This window comes from Paracoccus alcaliphilus, from assembly GCF_028553725.1.
GTDB classification, from domain to species: domain Bacteria; phylum Pseudomonadota; class Alphaproteobacteria; order Rhodobacterales; family Rhodobacteraceae; genus Paracoccus; species Paracoccus alcaliphilus.
Genome location: NZ_CP067125.1, coordinates 143,241 through 162,282 on the forward strand (window position 1 = coordinate 143,241; position 19,042 = coordinate 162,282).

The following is a 19,042-nucleotide window of genomic DNA, read 5'->3' on the forward strand; positions in this document are numbered from 1 at the left end:
TCAGGCAGCCTGCTTTTCGTAAATGCCGAAACGGATATCCATCGCCTTCAGCCAGCGGCGGAACGCGATCGAGCTGGCATCCGCGCGGGTCGGCAATTCATAGGTCGGATCCAGCGGCAACAGCGCCGGGCGCTGATTTTCCAGAATCACCCGATCCTGCAAGAAGATCGACTGCTGGAAATCGGCAATATCGGCGGCGGTGTTCTCGTTATCCACGATGGCCATCGGCATATAGGCCAGACAGCGCGTCTCGGTCAGCGGCTGGATAAAGACGCAGATCGCATCGTTGCGGTCGGAATCCTCGCTGATATTCTTGTACAGCATGACGCTGAACGGCGACATCACCCGATAGAGATAGCGCGTCATCTGCCCGCCCTTCACCGCCTTCGACGCGGCGGGCTGGAAGAAGGTGCAATCCACCGCCCAGATCTCGTCCACGTCCTTGCGATGTTCGGTGCGATAGGCCAGCACCTCGGTCTTGTCCGTCGCCCCCAGCGTATCGACATGGATGAACGAGAAATGCGCCATGTCCAGAAAGTTCTCGACCAGCCGATAGGGGCTGGTATTCACGCCGACATTGCCGCAGCCGACGACGGTGCGGTCGGGTTCGTCGAACTCGGCGATCTCGGGCAAGGGCCGCGTCGGTTCACCCAGAGTGGTGAAGATGCAGGTGAAGCGGGTCTGGACCGGCAATTCGCGCCCCTCGGACCCGTCCTCGCCGATCTCGGTGACGCGATAGCTGTCCTGGCCCGTGCGGGTCACGCGGATCGGCTGGCCCAGAATCATCGTGTCATGGCTGGCGCCCGGCTGGATCTGGCCCAGCCAGCCACAGGCGATCCATTCGTTACGGGCAACCGGGTCGGTGGTCGCAGTCATGGCATTTCCCTTCCTGTCAGTTGTTTTCGATCCGGTCGCGCAATTGCACCACCTGCCGCGCCAGAACGTGCCGCCCCTCGGCCGATGCCGCCGGGCCGCGCACGACGAAATGCACCCCGGTCGATCCCGCATCGACCGGCTGGAACGCCGCCGCCAGCGTTGAACCATCCTGCAATTCCAGCGTGACCACATCGCCGTCGGTCAACGCCCCGCCCCACCCGGCCAGATCATCCGTCACCGCCTTGCGGGCATCCTGAACCGCAAGGTTCAGAAAAATGCTGCGTACCGCCTGCCAGCCATCATCGGCGCCCAGATCGGGCAACGCGGCCTGCGGGTCCGCCGCCAGATTGGTCCAGATCAGCCCGTAACGGCTTGCCACCGCGTGACGCTGCGCGCAGATCGTTTTCGGCGGGGTCAGGCCCGGATGCGCCGGGATCACCTTGCATTGCCCGTCCGGCGCATAGCCCCAGCCGTGATAGATGCAGCGAAGATTATCGCCCTCGACAAAGCCCAGGCTCAGCCGCATGCCGCGATGGGGGCAGCGATCCTCCCATGCGTTCACCTCGCCCGAGGCGCTGCGCCACAGGGCCACGGCATAGTCGTTCACGATGACAGGGTTGCTGGATGAGGCGCGGATCTGGCTGTCCAGAGCCACCGCGTTCCACTGGTCGGGGGCCATTCACAATCTCCGTTGCACTGGGCTGCGTCAATTGCCCCCAACTTACGAAGGCTTGCGGCACCGTGCATAGACAGCTATTTTGAAACATGCGTTCAAGAATGTTGAACATCTATGAATCTTGAAGACATCACCGTGTTTTTGCAGATCGCCGCCGAAGGGTCGCTGACGGGTGCTGCGCGGGTGCTCTATCGCCCAAAGGCGACGGTCAGCCACCAGTTGCGCAGGCTGGAAGAGGAAATCGGCGCGCCGCTGTTCATCCGCTCGGCCAACCGGCTGGTGCTGTCGGATGCGGGGACCGAGTTTCTGGAACATGCGCGCACGATCCGGCGGGCCTGCGAACGCGGTCTGGACAGCGCCCGGACCGGCCAGAAGAACGCGCAGGGCACGATGCGCATCGGCTCGACCGGGGAGTTCGCCTCGAACCTGATCGCGCCGCTGATCCTGCATTTCGCACGCCACAATCCCGACCTGCGGCTGGATCTGACGGTGGTGCGCTCTGACCTGCTGCTCAGTTCGCGCGAAAGCTATGACTGTCTGCTTTATCTGGGCGAACCGCCGATGCCGCAGGTCTCGGAAATGACCGGCCGCCTGCTGGGCCGGTTCACCTTCGGTCTCTATTGCAGCCCCGGCTATCTGGCCCGCCACCGCGCGCCCGAAAACCCGACCCAGCTGCGCCAGCACGATCTGCTGGCCTATCACAATGCCGAAAACATCACCTTGTGGGAACTGCGCAACGGCGATGAGGAATACAGCCTGCATCCCCATACCAAGCTGCTCAGCAACGATTACTGGGTCATCAAACTGTCGGCCATCCATGATCACGGCATCTGTTTCGTGCCGAAATTCTTTGCCCGGCTAGAGGTCGAACAGGGCCTGCTAGTTCCGGTCCTGCCCGATTGGTCCTCGCGAGAGGTGCCGCTTTATGCGCTGTTCGCCAGCCACCGGCTGCGCAACACGCAGATCGCCGATCTGGTCAACTCCCTGACGCAGAATTTCGCCGACATGCAGACCTATCTTTATACCGCATCGGCCAAGCAGGAGTTCCGCAAGTAATCACTCTGCCGCTTGCAGCCCTTCCATCAGGCCGGGCGACATCTCCTCCCAGAAGATGGTGATGCGGGTGGCGTTCAGCGGCGACATCCAGCCGTGTTTCTCGAAATCCTCGCGCATCCGGCGGTCGGAAATCTGACTCAGAAACAGCCGCCTGTCGGCATCGCGCTGCGTCGGCGTGCGCGCCTTGACCGCCTCCAGGATGCGGCGCAGCACCTCGGCCCGACCGTTGGGCGCAGGCCCCTCCCCTGCCCCGCCGCCATCGGCAACGGTCTGGAAATCCCCCTCCAGCGCGGCGGTCAGATAGCCGACCATGCTTTTCACATTCGGCCGCGATTCCACGTAATCCAGCTTGGCCAGCACCTGCTTTTCGCCATGCGCCGACAGCCATTGCCGCGCCAGCCTGTCGCTGACCCCCAAAGCCCGCAGCCGCGCATAAACCGGCCCATGCCGCACCCCTTCGCCATCGTCGATATCCAGAATCGCCAGCTGCGGGTTTTCGCGGATGCGAAAGCGGATATCGGTGACCGCCCTGCCCGTCTTCTTGGTCTCAGGCGTCAGGATGATGTTGCTGGTCTTGTTCACCTCGGCCACGGCGGGCTTGATGATCTTGGCGTTCAGATGCTTGAACGTCTCGTAATAAGCCGAACCATCGACCCCCATCAGTCGCCGGAACAGATCCAGCGGCCACCACCCGGTCGAGCCGGTCCGCACAAAGCGATAGCAGTTTTCATACAGCGCCAGCGCATGACCCGAGGTGAACCGCCGCTGGATGTTCAGGTTGATCAGCGCGAACACCTTGGGATCATGCAGCTTTTCCGCCAGCGCCGGGGAATAGGCATATTCGCAGACCCCGCCTTTCAGCTTGGCATAGCTCAGCAGGCTGGACACGCCCCATTCCTGCTGGCCCCGCTCATCCAGCATGTCCCATTCCGCCACCGTCTCGGCCAGCCCCTTCAGCGACTGTTTCAGCGTCTCGATATCGTTCGAATTGTAACCGATCATCAGGCACAGCGTCCGCGCGTCGATCTGGTGGCGCGTGCGGCTGATCAGCGTGTCATAGGCGTTCAGCAGCAGCACATTCGACAGCTTGCGCTGCAACAGCGTCAGCTTGCCCGAAACGTGGATCGCGGCCACATGCTTCTTGACCGCGCCCCGGCGCAGCGCGCCCGTCAACTGGTCGCGAGGAATCTCGTCCATTGGTCTGCCCGACTCATGTTTTGCCCATGAGTATGCCTGATAAGGTGCCCATCGACAAGAATTTCATGGGCACCTGAAACCCGCCGTTTCCGTGGCCGACCCTGTCCCGTAAATGGGTCCCTTACTGATCCACCCCGATCTCAGGCACCCGTTTCCGGGACCGCAAGGGCCGCTTATCAGGGGGTTTCTGGTCAAAACCATCGCAAACCGGGCAATCCCGCAAAGGGAAACCCATGATCCCGCGAATCGGTGCTGATGGTCCCGGAATCGGGCACCCTCTATCCCGCAGATGGGTGCCAATGACCCTGTATATGGGTGCCTGATATCACTCAATCAATTGAAATAAAACGAATATCTGACAGTAAAGATTCTAAAGTCCTTAAACTATCCACAAGCTTTATGTCGTCGTTTTCTGCCGAATCAGGCTGGATTTCGCAGCGAAACCCATCTTGGCGATTCACTCGGGCCTTTGCATGTGCAATAGTTTCACCAAAACACGCATCAATGCAGCACATCTCAGAGGTAGCGACATGTCCGCAGGCAAGGACCCCCTCCCCCCATATTTCAACATCGACCCGGCAAAGGCGGCCGCGCGTCTGTCCGATCCTATCGACACGGCCCGATTCGCGAAAGCCGCCGCCTTCGCCGCCCGTGGCCGTCAGGATCTGGCCGAACGCGGCTATGCCCCCGATGGCCGCAAGCGCTTGCGCCGCTTCTCGACATGGGAGGTCTGCCGCTATCTGATCCCGGTCGCGCCCGCGCATTTCCGCCGCGTGCTGCGCAAGTTTCCCGACCTGCCGCAGGGCATGGGAGAGGGCAACTCGAAATGGTTCAGTCTCGAAGATGTCCTTCGCCTGCGCGACCATTTCGCGGCGGAAGGTGCAGCCGGGCGCGAATACCGCCCGTGGCGACCCGAAGGACTGCCCGCCAAGACCATCGCCGTGGCGAATTTCAAGGGTGGCGTCGGCAAGACCTCGACCGCCGCGCATCTGGCCATGTCGGCGGCGTTGGACGGCTACAAGGTGCTGGTGATCGACCTGGACAGTCAGGGCAGCATGACCTCGATCATGGGCGGCAAGGTGGCGGATGAATGGTCCACCGCCTTTCCGCTGCTGGCCAAGGATTACGCGCAGGCCATGCAGGACGAAAACCGGGTACGCGAGGCCGCCGGTCAGCCCCCCCTGCCCTTCGATGAGACCCTGACCGAGGCGCTGAAGATCTCGGCGCAGGATCTGATCCAGCCGACCCATTGGCCGAATATCGACCTTCTGGGCGCGCAGTTGAACCTGTACTGGGCGGAATTCCAGATTCCGGTCTGGCGCATGGGGCTGCGCGCATGGCCGTTATGGGATGCGCTCAGCAATGCGCTTAACAACGACCGCATCGTTAACGAATATGACATCATCATTCTCGATACTCCTCCGGCCCTGGGCTATCTGACGATCAACGCCCTGGCCGCTGCCGATATCCTGCTGGTGCCGCTTGGGGCATCCTTCCTTGAATTCGATTCCACGGGGCGTTTCTTCGACATGCTCTATTCGACCTTCGCCAGTGTCGAGGATGGGGAAAACGCCGCCCGCCGCCGAGACGGGCTGCCCGAGATGCGCTTTGAATGGGACGCGGTACGCGCCATCGTCACCCGCTTCGATGCCGCCCAGCAGACCGATCTGGCCAATGTCATTCAGGCCTATTTCGGCGATTTCATGACCACCTACCGGCAGGAACTGACCGCGATGGTCGGGCAGGCGGGCGAACAGGTGAACGGGATCTATGAGGCCGATTACCGCGAATTCAACCGCGACACCTATGTCCGGGGGCGCGAAACCTTTGACCGCACATGGGCCGAAGTGAAAGAACTGATTCTGGGAACATGGTGGCGCGACCAGCAACTGGAAGAAGCCGGAAAGACGGAGGAACAGGCACATGGCTAAGCGCAGACGGCTCGACACGCCCAGCACCGCCGATCTGGACCGGATCGAGCAGGAGTTTCGCCGCGAAACCTCTGGCAGGCCGTCGATCGGTCCGGGCATTGCGCCCATCGCGCAGGTGGTGGCCGACAGCGCCGCGCTGGCGCAGACCGACGATGCGGATGCACGCGCGGCCCGCGCCAGAACCGAAGCCGACGCGGAACGGCTGCGGCAGGCGCAAGAACAGGGCCTGCTGATGGTCGAACTTCCGACCTCGCAGATCGACGAAGGCGCGATGATCCGTGACCGCATGGTGATGAGCGAAGAGGACATGATGGAACTGCGCCAGTCGATCGCGGCGCATGGGTTGCGTCTGCCGATCGAGGTGTTCGAACTGGACCGCGCCGAGGGGCAGGGGCCGCGTTACGGCCTGCTGTCCGGCTATCGCCGCCTGCACGCCATCCGGGCGCTGCACGAACTGACCGAGGCCGAGAAATACAGCCATATCCGCGCCCTGATCCGCCCCCGCACCGAGGCCGATCAGGCCTTCGTCTCGATGGTGGAAGAGAACGAGGTCCGCGAGGAACTGAGCCATTTCGAACGCGGCCGCATCGCCGTCATCGCCGCCAATCAGGGCGCGTTTGCCAATACCGAGGATGCGGTGAACAAGCTGTTCGCGACCGGGTCCAAGGCCAAGCGCTCGAAGGTGCGTTCCTTCGCGCTGATCTTCGAAGAGCTGGGCGACATGCTGCGCTTTCCCGAAGCACTGACCGAAAAGCGCGGGTTGCGCCTGTCGGCGGCGCTGCGCAGCGGGGCAGAGGCGCGGTTGCGGCAGGCGTTGTCGGCGCGCAGCCCGGATCAGCCGGATGAAGAATGGGCGCTGATCGAGCCGGTTCTGGACGGCTATGAAAAGGCCCCGCGCGACCCGTCCCGTGGCGGGCGTCCGAAATCCGCCAGCCCGGTGCAATATGGCTGGATCGACGATCAGACCATCCGCACCACAAGCGGCATCACCATCCGCCGTGGCCGTGATGGCGATGCCCATATCCTGCGGCTTGAAGGCGCGTTGCTGAGCAACGACCTGATGGAATCGCTGATGGCCGAAATCAGGGCGCTGCTGGAAAAATAGGTTTCGCGGCGAAACCGGGGCAGGGTGGGGCCCTCCCCGGTGGCGTTGCGGGCCGGGGCCTGCTGGGGCGGTAAACACTGGATGTGGAAGTAAGCCGCAAAATCACAGAATAATGCAGATATAATGAGTTCCTGGCCGCAAGTAATAATCGTATTCACGGCAGCCTTGGGCTGGTGGCGAATTGCATCCGACTGCATCGCGGGCTCAGCGATCCGATCCGCCCGGCTTTCCGCCCCACCGATCAGGCCAGCGTGATTTTCGGTATCCGCAACCTGTTCGTTCGCGATCATGAACTGGCGGAAGGCTTCCCCAAGTCGGGGCGCGGCGTTTATCTGACGACGCGCCTGACCTTCTGCCGCTCAACGGCTGCCAGCAAAAAGCCCGCGACAATGCTGTCGCGGGCTTTCGTATGGTGGGGCGCGGTGGATCAGCCTTCGGCCATCGCCTCGACCGAGATCGACACTTCGACCTCGTCCGAGACCGCCGGGGCGAATGCGCCCAGATTGAAGTCGCTGCGCAGCAGGGTGGTGGTCACGTCAAAGCCCAGCCACGGCTTGTTTTCCATCGGGTGATCGCCCTGCTGGTTCAGCACGGTGTCCAGCACCGTTTCCTTGGTGACGCCGTTCAGGGTCAGGTCGCCGGTAATCAGCGCGGTGTTGTCGCCGGTCACCTCGATCGAGGTCGATACGAAGGTCACCTCGGGGGCGGCGGCATCGCTGCCGAAGAAATCGGCGGTAAGGAAATGCTTGTCGCGGCCCTCGTCGCCGGTCATCAGCGAGGCCAGCGGGAAGGTCGCCTCGACCGAGGAATTCGCGGGTTGATCCGCGTCGAAAGCGATCTTGCCGGTGATGCCGCTGAACATGCCGGTCGTGGTCGAGAAACCAAGGTGGTTGTATTCGAAAACGATCTGGCTGTGCGAGCTGTCGAAGGCATATTCCTGCGGTTCGGCCAGTGCGGCGCCAGCGGCAAGGGCAAAGGCGGCGGCAAATGCGGTGGTCTTGAACATCAAATTCTCCATTTTTGTGGGGGATAGATCGGCGATTTGCCGAAGGGGAACAATTGGTGATGGGCGAACAGGCCCTGCTTGTCTCTGCACAGATCCGTCAGCGGTGGGCGGTCAGCCGGACCGCCAGGGAAACCGGGAAGCCGACCGAGGATTCGTTGTCATAGCCCTGGCCGATGTTCCAGTCGCGCCGGTCCAGCGTCGTTTCACCCGACATGGTGGCGATTCCGTCGTTGATTTCCAGCGTGAAGGGCAGGGTGACCGTGGTCTGATGCCCTTTCAGCGACAGCGGGCCTTCGGCGATGAAGCGGTCGCCATCGGGGCGGATGTCGCCGCGGAAAACCGCCACGGGATTGTTCGCGACATCAAAAAACTCGGCGCCCTTGGCCTGATCGGTCACCGTGCCGATAGTGACCGAATTCATGTTGATGGTCACCTCGACCTCGCCCAGCCCGGTGTCGGGATCGAAGGCGATGGCGGCGGTCCAGTCGGAAAAGCCGCCCTGCACCTGACTGCCCATCTGCGCGACGGCAAAGCCCAGATCGCCCTCGGTCACCTGCCATTCCGAGGCCGCCTGCTCCAACGGCGCGGCGGATTGCGCGTCATCGGGGCGCGGTACAATGGCGAAGGCGGTGCCGGCCACGAAAACCACGAGCGCGGTCAGGGCAGGGGTCAGGTGGCGCCGGTCCGTCGGGGTGCCTGCGGGCCTGCCGCGCAGCATCCGTGCCAGCACGCCGTCGCGGTCGATGACGGCATGTTTCATCGCACCGGCCACATGCAGGACAATCGCGCCGATCAGCACCCACGCAAAGATGTGGTGGATAGAGGCCATCACCTCCGCCACCTGCGGCGATTTCGGCACCATCGGCAGGCCCTGCCCAAACGGCCAGAGAATCGGCGCATAGCCTTCGGTCGCGGCATGTTCGATCCAGCCGGTCAGCGGCACCAGCACCAGCGCGGCATAGAGGACCCAATGCATGCTTTCCGCCAGAAAGGTTTCCAGCCTGCGTTCGGGATGGACGGGCACGGGCCGGGGCTGGGTCAGCGCCCAGACGATCCGCAGCAGCGCCACGACAAAGGCTGCGATCCCCAGCGTCTTGTGCAATGAGAACAGCTGGAATTTGGTCTGCAACGCCTCCATCGGCAGACGCACCGCCACGAGGCCCAGCACGATATTGGCCAGAATGATCAGCGCGGTCAGCCAGTGCAGCGATCTGGCGATGCTTCCATAGCTGTGGGTCGTGTTGCGTGGCATGTTGTCTCCGAACGGCTGCGTGGTGCCTTATCTAGCGGGCCTTGTGGCGGAATTGGATGCCGCAGGATGCACATGACATGTGCGTAAATCGCGATGGGATCGGGGGATGCGCGCGGGGGCAGCGGACGACACCTGCCGACCTTGAAATAACTTCAGGTTAATCTTTCATAGAAATTTGCATTTGACGTTAAGGCGTATCCTCTGCGATTTCTGAGGAAGGAAAGCAACGCCCTGTCCGGCGTTCGAATATTTCCGATGGGAGGAACAATGAAAACATATCTGCTGGCGGCTGCTGCCGCCGTTGTCATCGGTGCAGGCACGGCAAGCGCGGAATTCCCCGAGCGTGACCTGCAGGGAATCATCCAATGGGGGGCGGGGGGCTCGACCGATGTGATCATGCGCGCGGTGACGCCCCATGCCGAAGAGGTGCTGGGCCGCAGCGTGGTCATGACCAACCGGACCGGGGGTGTGGGGGCGATCGCGACGCGCTATGTCGCCACGCAGCGGGCCGATGGCTATACCCTGCTGATGGGGGCCGAGAACCCGCAGATCTTCAAGGTCATGGGTCTTGGCGATATCGATTACGGGGATTTCACCCCGATCAACATTCTGGCCCGCGGCGTTCCGCTGATCGTCGCCAACAAGAACGCGCCCTTCGATACCTTCGCCGAGATGGTCGAATATGTTCAGGCCAATCCGGGCAAGGTGCGGATGGGCTCGACCGGGCCGGGGGGTGTGCCTTCGGTGATCGCGGCCATGCTGGAAAGCGAGATCGAACTGCCGCTTACCGCCGTGCCCTATGACGGCGACGGCCCGGCGCAGACCGCGCTGATGGGGGGCGCCGTCGATGTGCTGCCCGCCGTTCTGGGCGCCGCGATCGAGAATGTCCGCGCCGACCGCGTCAAGCCCATCGTCGTGATCGACAACCAGCGCAACGAATTGCTGCCCGATGTGCCTGCGATCACCGAAGATCACCCGGAATTCGAGCGTTTCCTGCCCTGGGGGCCGTTCTTCGGCATCTTCGTCCACAAGGACACGCCCGATGAGCCGGTCGAGAAGCTGCGCGCGGCCTTTGGCGAAGCGGCGGCGCAGGACAGCTTTCAGCAACTGATGGACGAGCGCGGCTTCGTGCTGATGAATGCCACCGGCGACGAGGCGGTCGATTTCCTGAACCGCTGGCAATCGGTGACCTCGTGGCTGGTCTATGACGGTGGCATCGCCAAGAACTCGCCCGAGGATTTCGATATTCCGCGGCCGTAACATACGGGGCCGGGCGGAAACCCGGCCCTGCGCAAAAGTCATCGGGGGAGGAGAACCCTAGCAATGCAGACGATCAGGTCGAAACGGCCCGGCGAGGATATCTTTGGCCTTGCCACCCTTGCAGTCAGCATCGCGCTGCTGTGGCAATCATATGAAATTTCCGGTTTTTCCGCGCTCAGCTCTCCGGGTTCCTTTCCGATGGCGGCCTCGGCCGCGATGGTTCTGGGCTCGCTTCTGGTGGTGCGCGAGAATGTCCGGCGCAACAGCGCCGGCGCCGGTGCCGGGTCCGGGGTCGAACGGACGCCGGTGTTCACGTTGACCGGACTGGTCTTTGCCGGACTGATCGTCGTCTATGCGCTGCTGCTGGAGCCTGTGGGCTTTCTGCTGTCCTCGTTTCTGTTCCTGATGGCGGGGATGTTGCTGCTGTACCGGGGCGGCATTGTGAAAACGCTTGGCATCGTGCTGCTGACGCTGGTGCTGATCTATGTCGTCTTCCGGCTGGTCTTTCAGGTCGTGCTGCCCGAGGGCATCATTCCCGAGCGGCAGATCATGGCCGCAATCGGCAGTTTCTTCGGAGGAGCACGCTGATGGAAGCCCTGCAATATTTCCTGATCTCGTGGGTCGATCCCTGGCTGGTCTTTCTGCTGGCGGCGGGCACCTTCGCGGGCATCTATATCGGCGCGATCCCCGGCCTGTCGGTCACGATGGCGGTGTCGATCCTGATTTCCTTCACCTTCTCGTGGCAGGTCAATGACGCGCTGTGCCTGATGATCGGCATCTTCGTGGGCGGCGTCTATGGCGGCGCGCGGACGGCGATCCTGCTGAACATTCCCGGCGGGCCATCATCCATCGCCACGGCGCTGGACGGCTATCCGCTGGCGCAGCGTGGCGAGGCGGGCGAGGCCATCGGCCTGTCCACGGTCATGTCGGTGATCGGCGGGTTCGTCGGCATTCTGGCGCTGGCGGTGGCCGCGCCCTCGATTTCCGATTTCGCGCTGGGGTTCCAGCCGCGCGACTTCATGCTGCTGGCCATTCTGGGCATCCTTCTGGTCGGCTCGCTGGCCGGGGAAAGTCTGGCCAAGGGCGTCGTCGCCGGTGCCTTCGGGATGCTGGTCGGCACGGTCGGTCTTGACCCGCTGACCGCCGAGGAACGCTTCACCTTCGGCATGGTCGGGCTGTGGAACGGGATTTCCTTCATCGCGGTGATGATCGGCATGTTCGGCGTGTCCGAGGTGCTGTTCCAGCTGCGCCACATGGACAAGGTCGCGGTCAAGCAGGACCTGTCGCGGATCGTGCCGCGCTGGTCCTCGGTCCGCAAGTTCCTGCCGCTGTCGTTGCAGACCTCGACCATCGGGGTGGGTGTCGGCGCGCTGCCGGGCGTGGGCGGCGATATTGCCGCGCTGATGGCCTATGACTATGCCAAACGCACCGTGCGCAAGCCCGAGGTGCCCTTCGGTCAGGGTGCCAAGGAAGGTCTGGTCGCGCCGGAAACCGCCAACAGTTCCGCCGTGGGCGCCTGCTTCATCCCGATGCTGACGCTTGGCATTCCCGGCGATGCGGTGACGGCGATCTTCATCGGCGCGCTGTTCATCCACGGGCTGAACCCCGGCCCGATGCTGATGATCGAGCAGCCGCACATGTTCTGGTTCATCGTCGGCGGGCTGGTTCTGGCCAATATCTTTTTGCTGATCTTCGGCCTGACCGGCATCAAGATCTTTACCCGCATCGTTGAAATCCCGAAGGGCATCCTTCTGCCGCTGATCCTGATGCTGTCGGTGGTGGGGGCCTATGCGCTGAACAACTCGGTCACCGATGTCTATTGGATGCTGGGCTTTGGCGTGCTGGGTTTCTTCATGAAGGAATACGGCTATCAGGTCGGGCCGGTGATCCTGGGCGTGATCCTGTCGCGACTGATCGACGAGAACTGGCGCCGGGCGATCATATCGGAACAGGAAAGCCTTGGCAGTTTCTTTGCCAACCTGCTGACCAGCCCGCTGTCGCTGGTGCTGTTTCTGACGGTGATGGTGATCATGCTCAGCCAGACGCGGCTGTTCGGTGCTTTGCGCCGGGCCGTGACCCGCAAGACCTGAGTGGACCGCCATGCCCCATGACAAGGACCCCGAGATGAACGCGCCCTCCCGTGACGATACCGTGCGCCTTGGCCTGATCGGCGACAATATCGCCGCCTCGCAATCGCCGCGCCTGCATGAGCTGGCGGGCCGTCTGACCGGCGCAGACGTCACCTATCAACGCCTGATCCCGCCAGAGCGGGGCCAGGATTTCGAGCAGGTCTTCGAGGCTGCGCGCGCCGGGGGCTTTCGCGGGCTGAACATCACCTATCCCTACAAAGAGCGGGTGGTGTCTCTGGTCAGTATTCCCGATCCGCATGTCGCGGCGCTGGGGGCCTGCAATACCGTGCTGTTCACCGCCGATGGGCCGCAGGGTTACAACACCGACTGGTCGGGCTTCATGGCGGGTTATCGCCGGGTCATGGGGGATGCCGCGCCCGGCATCGTCTGCATGGTGGGCGCGGGCGGCGTCGGCAAGGCGGTGGCCTTCGGGTTGCTGGCGCTTGGCATGACCGAGCTGCGGCTGGTCGAGCGTGATCTGTCCAAAGCCGAGGCGCTGGCCCGGGCGCTGACCGCCGCCGACCCCGCGCTGAAGGTCAGCGCCACCACCGATGTCGCCGCCGGGACGGCGGGTGCCGCCGGGCTGATAAACTGCACGCCGGTGGGTATGGTCGGCTATGAGGGCACACCGATCCCCGCCGATCTGGTGCGGGGGGCGGAATGGGCCTTTGATGCGGTCTATACCCCGGTCGAGACGCAGTTCCTGCGCGATGCCGCTGCTGCCGGGCTGCGGATCATCAGCGGATACGAGCTGTTCTTCTATCAGGGCCTGCATGCCTATGAACTGTTCCACGGCAAGCCCATCGCCGAGGATATCCTGCGCGAGGCGCTGACGCGGCTGTAAGCGTCGGGGCGGCAAAGCGAACGGGCGCCGGGGGTGATCCCGGCGCCCGTTTCGTATTCCGCCGCGCCTCAGCTGCGCGGCATCCCGAAGGGAAGGATATTGCGCTTTTGCGCGGCGATGCGGAACGGCGCGTTGGGGCCACCATAGCCGCCATAGCCGCCGCTGCGCTGGACGATCTCGAAGAACAGGCCGCCCGGCAAAGGCTGGCTGTAGAATTGCAGGAAACTGCCGCTGCCGTCCTCGTCATACATGATGTTATGCGCGCGCAGACGTTCGGTCAGATCGGGATGCAGGCCGAAGCGGGCCTCGACATCGTCGAAATAGTTGGCCCCGATCTTCAGCACCGGAAAGCCCCGCGCGGCCATCGCCTGTGCCGTGGCGAAGATATCGTCGCAGGCAAAGGCGATATGCTGGGTGGAGGCGCCGAAGGTGTCCTCGATGAACCGTCCGGCCAGTGTGTGGCGGGTCTCGGCGCCGTTCAGGGTGATGCGCAGGGCGCCGGTGTCGATGGCCTGACTGCGCACCAGCCCGTCGGGGTCAACCACATCGACCACCGGCGCCTTGCGGGCCGGAAAGATCGAGGTGTAGAACAGCGACCAGCTGAGCATTTCCTCATAGGCCATGGTCTGGGCGATGTGATCGACCTTTGCCAGCCCGGCCCCTTTGGGTTGCGGATCGCTGATCTCGAAATCGACCTGCCACAGATCGTTTTTCCCATCGAGAAAGCGGATCAGGCTGCCGCCGACGCCGCGAATGCCGGGGATGTCGAGTTCTGCCGCGTTCTGCCCAAGGGGGTCGTGCGCGGCGGCTTTCAGTGCGATGGCGCGGGCGAAACTGTCCTGCGCGTCGGACACCCGCAGCCCCAGTTCCGAGACGCCGGTGCCGTGGGTCAGCCATGCGCTGTGGGCGAAGCCTTCGGTTTCGGTATTGACCAGCAGGTTGACGCCGTTCTGCCGCCACAGGGAAACCTGTTTCGAGCGGTGCCGGCCCGCATGTTCGAACCCGGCGGCGGCCAGCAGCGATTCAAGCACCGGCGCGTCGTCGCGGCTGGAGGCGAATTCGATGAACTCGACCCCTTCGACCGGGGTGGGGGCAGGAAAATCCGGCAGGTCGATCTTCAGGGACGGCTCGTTGCGCCGCACCTGATCGGTCAGCGCGATCAGGCTGCGCAGCCCGTCCTGCGCGACCAGCCGTGGCAGGCCGGAACGGAACTGGTCGTTGAAGATTTCCAGGCTCAGCGGCCCGGCATAACCGGTGGCCAGAACCGCGCGGGTGAAGGCGGTCACGTCCAGATCGCCCTCGCCCGGCATATTGCGGAAATGCCGCGACCAATACAGCAGGTCCATGTCGATGGCGGGCGCATCGGCCAGTTGCACGAAGAAAATCCGGTCGCCGGGGATGCTGCGGATGGTGTCGGGGTCGATGCGGCGTGCCAAAGTGTGGAAACTGTCGAGGATCAGCCCGATATTCGGATGATCCGCCCGGCGCACGATCTCCCACGCGTCGCGGTGATCGTTCACATAGCGACCCCAGCACAGCGCCTCATAGCCGACCCGGATGCCGTGTTTCGCCGCGATCCCGCCCAGTTCGTGAAAATCCGCGGCGGCGCGGTCGATGCCGCCCATCGCTTCGGGATGCAGGCTGGAACAGATCAGGATCAGGTCGGTGCCCAATTCGTTCATCAGCTCGAACTTGCGTTCGGCGCGGGCGAAGGCGCGGGCGCGATGCGGCTCTGGCAGGCCCTCGAAATCGCGGAACGGCTGGAACAGGGTGATCTCCAGCCCGTGGTCGCGGACCATGTAGCCCACCTCTCGCGGGGAAAAATCCGAGGCCAGAAAATCCTGTTCGAAAATCTCGATCCCGTCGAAACCGGCCTGCGCGATGGCCGTCAGCTTGTCGCGAAAACTGCCCGAGATCGAGACGGTGGCGATCGAGGTTTTCATTCCATCCTCCCCATGAAGCATGGCCCATGATTCGCACTGACACCGCATAACAGCAAGTATATGTTAAGCCATATGAGTAACCTGAAGTTATTTCTGACCAAGGCGCGCAAAGGCTTGACGGGGGGCGGGGGCTCTGCCTCCATTGTGCCATGAGGGAACTGACTTTGCGACAGGTCGAGGTGATCCGCGCCGTGATGATGGCGGGGACGATTCAGGGTGCGGCAAAGCTGTTGAATGTGTCGGCGCCGGGGATTTCGCGTCTGGTGAAACATACCGAGGAATCGCTGGGGATCCGGCTGTTCGAGCGTAAGGCCGGCCTGTTCGTGCCGGCCAGCGAGGCCGACACGATCTTCGAGATGGTCCATCAGGTCTATCGCCAGATGGAGAACCTGAACACCGCAGTCGCCTCGTTGCAGAAGGGCGAGGATGTGGGGCTGGCCTTTGCCTCGGCGCCCTCTATCGCGCAGTTCATCGCGGCCCGGGTGGTGCGCGGCGTCCGCAACCGCTTTCCCGATCTGTTCATCGACCTGAACATCCTGAAGATCGAGGAAACGGTTGATTACCTGTTGCTGGATCGCGGCGAATTCGTGGTGATGAGTTCGCCCATCGATAACAGTGCGCTGGATAACGAATTGCTGGCGCGGGGCAGGCTGGTGGTCATTGTCGCCGACGATCATCCGCTGGCGGCCAAATCCGCCATTTCGGTGCATGATCTGGAGGGCGAGGATTTCATCGGTGTCGATCCCGATGACCCCTATGGCGCGCTGCTGGCAAAGCCGTTCAGGGATGCCGGGATCACGCTGCGTTATGCGATGCGGGGCCGGTTCGCGCAGACGGTGGTCAGCTTTGTGCGGCATGGGCTGGGCGTGGCGCTGATCGACGAGTTTTCCGTGGCCGAGGTCTATATGCCCGGCGTGACCCGCCGCCCGCTGGTCGAACGCGCCGAGATCACCGCATGGGTCGTGACGCGCAAGGGCCGCCACCTGTCCAGCTTTGCCGAATACACCATCGAGCGGTTCCGCCGCGAGATGGCGACCGCGATCGCGCGCGACAGCTGGGACGCGCCGCAATGCTGAACCGTTGCGGTTGCGGCCTTGACATGAACCGTCTGATTGTCTTGCCTGAGGGTTCGGTATAGGCCGGCGAGGCGTTAATGGCCCCCGTGCTTTTTGACCTGTGAGGATCTGATGAGCCATCCCTGTATCATCTGCGTGGCCATTACCGGCTCGCTTCCGACCAAGGACAACAATCCTGCGGTGCCGATCACCATCGCCGAGCAGATCGAGTCCACGCAAGAGGCCTTCGAGGCGGGGGCTTCCATCGCCCATTGCCATGTGCGCGACGACGAGGGCAGGCCGACCTCGGACCCGGAGCGTTTCGCGGCGCTGAAAGAGGGGCTGGAAAAGCACTGTCCGGGCATGATCGTCCAGCTTTCGACCGGCGGTCGTTCGGGGGCGGGTCAGGCGCGCGGCGGCATGTTGCCGCTGGCACCGGACATGGCGTCGCTGTCGGTCGGCTCGAACAACTTTCCCACCCGCGTCTATGAGAACCCGCCCGATCTGGTGGACTGGCTGGCGGCGGAAATGGTGAAATACGAGGTCAAGCCCGAGATCGAGGCCTTTGATCTGTCACATATCATCAAGGCGCATCAGATGTGGCGGGCGGGTCAGATCAAGGACCGCCCCTATGTGCAGTTCGTCATGGGCGTCAAGAACGCCATGCCCGCCGACCGCGAGGTGTTCGATTACTATATCAAGACCGTTCATCGCCTGTTCGGCGAGGATGCGCCGTGGTGCGCGGCGGGGATTGGTCCGAACCAGATCGTGCTGAACGAATGGGCGATCTCGGCGGGCGGTCATGCCCGCACCGGGCTGGAGGATAACGTCCGTCTGGACCGCGACCGGCTGGCGCCGTCGAACGCCGCGCTGGTGAAACGCGCCGCCGAACTGTGCGGGAAATACGACCGCCCCGTCGCCACATGGCAACAGGCGCGCGACATTCTGGGGCTGAAGGCCGCCTGAACTCAGTCCAGCCGGTCGGGGGTCGGCAGCCCGGCGGCGTGGCGTGCCACCCGCCAGCCAAAGACCAGCGCCGGGCCGATGGTGGTGCCCGGCCCCGGATAGGTGCCGCCAAAGATCGAGGCCAGATCGTTGCCCACCGCATAAAGCCCCGCAATCGGCGCGCCCGCCTGATCCAGTACCCGACCGTGAATGTCGCCCGCCAGACCCGCGCTGGAGGCTAGATCCGCCGGTGTCACCGCCAGCGCATAAAACGGCCCCGGCCCGACCGGCCCCAGACAGGGATTGGCGCCGCCCGCCTGCGCGTCGCCATTGAAGCGGTTCATGGCGCTGGTGCCGCGCCCGAAATCGCTGTCCTCTCCGCTGGTGGCAAACTGGTTATAGCGCGCGACCGTCCGGGTCAGTGCCTCTGCCCCGACCCCGATCCGTTCGGCCAGCGTGGTCAGATCGGGGGCCGTGAGCAGATAGCCCGCCTTCAGCATCGCCCGCAGACCGCGCCCCCCCGGCAGCACCATGCCCAGACCATAGCGGCGGATGAAGGCCGCGTCGCAGATCAGCCATGCCGGGATCGCCGGGCGTCCTTTGCGGATCTGGCCCATGCAGAAATCGTGATAGCTGTCGCTTTCATTCACGAAACGCTGCCCCGAGGCATCGACCGCCAGCAGCCCCGGCTTTGCCCGGTCCAGCAGGATATGCGGCCAGACCGCCAGTTGCCCATCCGCGCGGCGAAAGGTCGAGCAGGGCATCCACAGCGCCGGGCTGTCGCCGCCATCGGTCAGGCGCGCGCCGATCCGCATCGCCGCATCCGCGCCGTCGCCGGTATTGGTTTCGGGCGACAGCGACAACCCGCGCGTCGCTTCGGGGAACAGGCGGGTGCGGATCGCGTCGTTCCAGCCGATGCCGCCGGTGGCCAGCACCACCCCGCGACGGGCGCGGATCACCCGTCCGCCCTGCGGATCGCGCAGGCTGGTGCCGGTGACGCGGCCATCCTCGACCAGCAACTGGTCCAAGCTGGTGTCGAACAGCACCGGCACGTTCAGCCTGCGCAGGCTGAACAGCAGCCGCGCGACCAGCGCATTGCCCATCAGCAGCCGGGTGCCGCGCGGATGGCGCAGCCGATCCTTCAGATAGCGCAGCACGATGCCCGTGCCATTCCGAAAGTTCGCGACCGAGCCGAAGGGGTTCAGCAGCGCGTCGATCTCGGCCCGGCCGACCATCATGCCGCCCAGCCCCATGAATTCGCGGCGCGGTGGGCGCACCCGGGGGAAATCATCGCCCAGCAACCTGCCATCGAAGGGCAGGGGGCCAAGCGCCCGCCCGCCCCATGCGCTGCCCGGCCCGTCCAGATAGTCGGGATGGGCCGCCGAGGCGGCGAATTTCACCTCGCTGCGGTTTTGCAGGTCGTCGATGGCCGCGCGGCCCGAGGCAAGAAAGGCCTGCCGCAGATCCTCGCCGTCGCGGTCGCCGGTGACATGGCGCAGGAAGGCGGCGGCATCGCGGGCATCGTCCGGCGCGCCGATTTCGGCCCCCAGCGAATTGCCCGGCACCCAGGTCGTCCCGCCCGAGGTCGAGGTGGTCCCACCCGCCTGCCCGGTCTTTTCGCACAGAACGACGCGAAGCCCCTCGAGCGCGGCGATCAGTGCCGTGGTCATTCCCCCGGCACCCGCCCCGATGACCAGCAGATCGACATCTTCGGGCACAATTGTCTTGTTGGCCTGCGACATGCGCGGGTCATCCTTTCCTTGCAGA

The 19,042-nt window shown here is 63.7% G+C and carries 15 protein-coding genes and 1 pseudogene; 9 read left to right on the plus strand and 7 right to left on the minus strand.

The window, feature by feature from the left end; translation table 11 throughout:
* Entirely contained in the window at positions 1-876 is an 876-nt protein-coding gene (locus JHW40_RS19085) for a (2Fe-2S)-binding protein (protein WP_090610556.1), read from the minus strand.
* A 478-nt stretch (positions 877-1,354) separates the two neighbouring features.
* Positions 1,355-1,555 (minus strand): annotated as a pseudogene (locus JHW40_RS24265) (Rieske 2Fe-2S domain-containing protein); the annotation flags it as partial.
* Positions 1,556-1,666: 111 nt separating this feature from the next.
* On the opposite strand from JHW40_RS24265, the gene JHW40_RS19095 reads away from it, so the two are divergent.
* Entirely contained in the window at positions 1,667-2,608 is a 942-nt protein-coding gene (locus JHW40_RS19095; RefSeq protein WP_090610554.1) for a LysR family transcriptional regulator, read from the plus strand.
* Here JHW40_RS19095 and JHW40_RS19100 read toward each other — a convergent pair whose 3' ends face one another.
* On the minus strand, positions 2,609-3,805 hold the full coding sequence (locus JHW40_RS19100) for a replication initiation protein (RefSeq protein WP_090610553.1): 1,197 nt from the start codon (positions 3,803-3,805) through the stop codon (positions 2,609-2,611). It lies immediately after the preceding gene.
* 530 nt (positions 3,806-4,335) lie between these two features.
* Here JHW40_RS19100 and JHW40_RS19105 point away from each other — a divergent pair.
* Together JHW40_RS19105 and JHW40_RS19110 are read left to right on the plus strand one after the other, a co-directional pair.
* Positions 4,336-5,736: an AAA family ATPase gene (locus JHW40_RS19105; RefSeq protein ID WP_090610552.1), complete on the plus strand. Its 1,401-nt coding sequence runs from the start codon at positions 4,336-4,338 to the stop codon at positions 5,734-5,736.
* Positions 5,729-6,841: a ParB/RepB/Spo0J family partition protein gene (locus tag JHW40_RS19110; protein WP_090610551.1), complete on the plus strand. Its 1,113-nt coding sequence runs from the start codon at positions 5,729-5,731 to the stop codon at positions 6,839-6,841. The genes JHW40_RS19105 and JHW40_RS19110 overlap by 8 nt, the downstream gene beginning before the upstream one ends.
* Before the next feature lie 427 nt (positions 6,842-7,268).
* On the opposite strand, the gene JHW40_RS19115 is transcribed toward JHW40_RS19110, so the two are convergent.
* Positions 7,269-7,847 carry a YceI family protein gene (locus JHW40_RS19115; protein ID WP_244519108.1) on the minus strand — a complete coding sequence of 193 codons (579 nt, stop codon included), beginning with the start codon at positions 7,845-7,847 and terminating at the stop codon, positions 7,269-7,271.
* Between the two features lie 97 nt (positions 7,848-7,944).
* Positions 7,945-9,099, minus strand: coding sequence for a cytochrome b/b6 domain-containing protein (locus JHW40_RS19120; protein ID WP_090610549.1), 1,155 nt, complete (start codon positions 9,097-9,099; stop codon positions 7,945-7,947).
* Positions 9,100-9,366: 267 nt separating this feature from the next.
* Here JHW40_RS19120 and JHW40_RS19125 point away from each other — a divergent pair, with 267 nt between their 5' ends.
* The 4 genes from JHW40_RS19125 (at position 9,367) to JHW40_RS19140 (ending at position 13,332) form a co-directional block, all read left to right on the plus strand.
* Entirely contained in the window at positions 9,367-10,359 is a 993-nt protein-coding gene (locus JHW40_RS19125) for a tripartite tricarboxylate transporter substrate binding protein (protein ID WP_090610548.1), read from the plus strand.
* A 63-nt stretch (positions 10,360-10,422) separates the two neighbouring features.
* On the plus strand, positions 10,423-10,947 hold the full coding sequence (locus tag JHW40_RS19130) for a tripartite tricarboxylate transporter TctB family protein (protein ID WP_090610547.1): 525 nt from the start codon (positions 10,423-10,425) through the stop codon (positions 10,945-10,947).
* Positions 10,947-12,449, plus strand: a complete 1,503-nt coding sequence (locus JHW40_RS19135) for a tripartite tricarboxylate transporter permease (RefSeq protein WP_090610546.1) — start codon at positions 10,947-10,949, stop codon at positions 12,447-12,449. Before JHW40_RS19130 ends, JHW40_RS19135 begins: the two co-directional genes overlap by 1 nt.
* 34 nt (positions 12,450-12,483) lie before the next feature.
* Positions 12,484-13,332 carry a shikimate dehydrogenase family protein gene (locus JHW40_RS19140; RefSeq protein ID WP_090610604.1) on the plus strand — a complete coding sequence of 283 codons (849 nt, stop codon included), beginning with the start codon at positions 12,484-12,486 and terminating at the stop codon, positions 13,330-13,332.
* Positions 13,333-13,400: 68 nt separating this feature from the next.
* Here JHW40_RS19140 and JHW40_RS19145 read toward each other — a convergent pair whose 3' ends face one another.
* Positions 13,401-15,275: a bifunctional sugar phosphate isomerase/epimerase/4-hydroxyphenylpyruvate dioxygenase family protein gene (locus JHW40_RS19145; RefSeq protein ID WP_090610545.1), complete on the minus strand. Its 1,875-nt coding sequence runs from the start codon at positions 15,273-15,275 to the stop codon at positions 13,401-13,403.
* Between the two features lie 149 nt (positions 15,276-15,424).
* Here JHW40_RS19145 and JHW40_RS19150 point away from each other — a divergent pair, with 149 nt between their 5' ends.
* Positions 15,425-16,351 carry a LysR family transcriptional regulator gene (locus JHW40_RS19150; RefSeq protein WP_090610544.1) on the plus strand — a complete coding sequence of 309 codons (927 nt, stop codon included), beginning with the start codon at positions 15,425-15,427 and terminating at the stop codon, positions 16,349-16,351.
* 111 nt (positions 16,352-16,462) lie between these two features.
* Positions 16,463-17,296: a 3-oxoadipate:acetyl-CoA acetyltransferase gene (locus JHW40_RS19155; RefSeq protein ID WP_090610543.1), complete on the plus strand. Its 834-nt coding sequence runs from the start codon at positions 16,463-16,465 to the stop codon at positions 17,294-17,296.
* A 2-nt stretch (positions 17,297-17,298) separates the two neighbouring features.
* Here the strand turns inward: JHW40_RS19155 and JHW40_RS19160 are convergent, their stop codons facing one another.
* Positions 17,299-19,017, minus strand: a complete 1,719-nt coding sequence (locus JHW40_RS19160; RefSeq protein ID WP_090610542.1) for an FAD-dependent oxidoreductase — start codon at positions 19,015-19,017, stop codon at positions 17,299-17,301.
* Between the last annotated feature and the right edge of the window lie 25 nt (positions 19,018-19,042).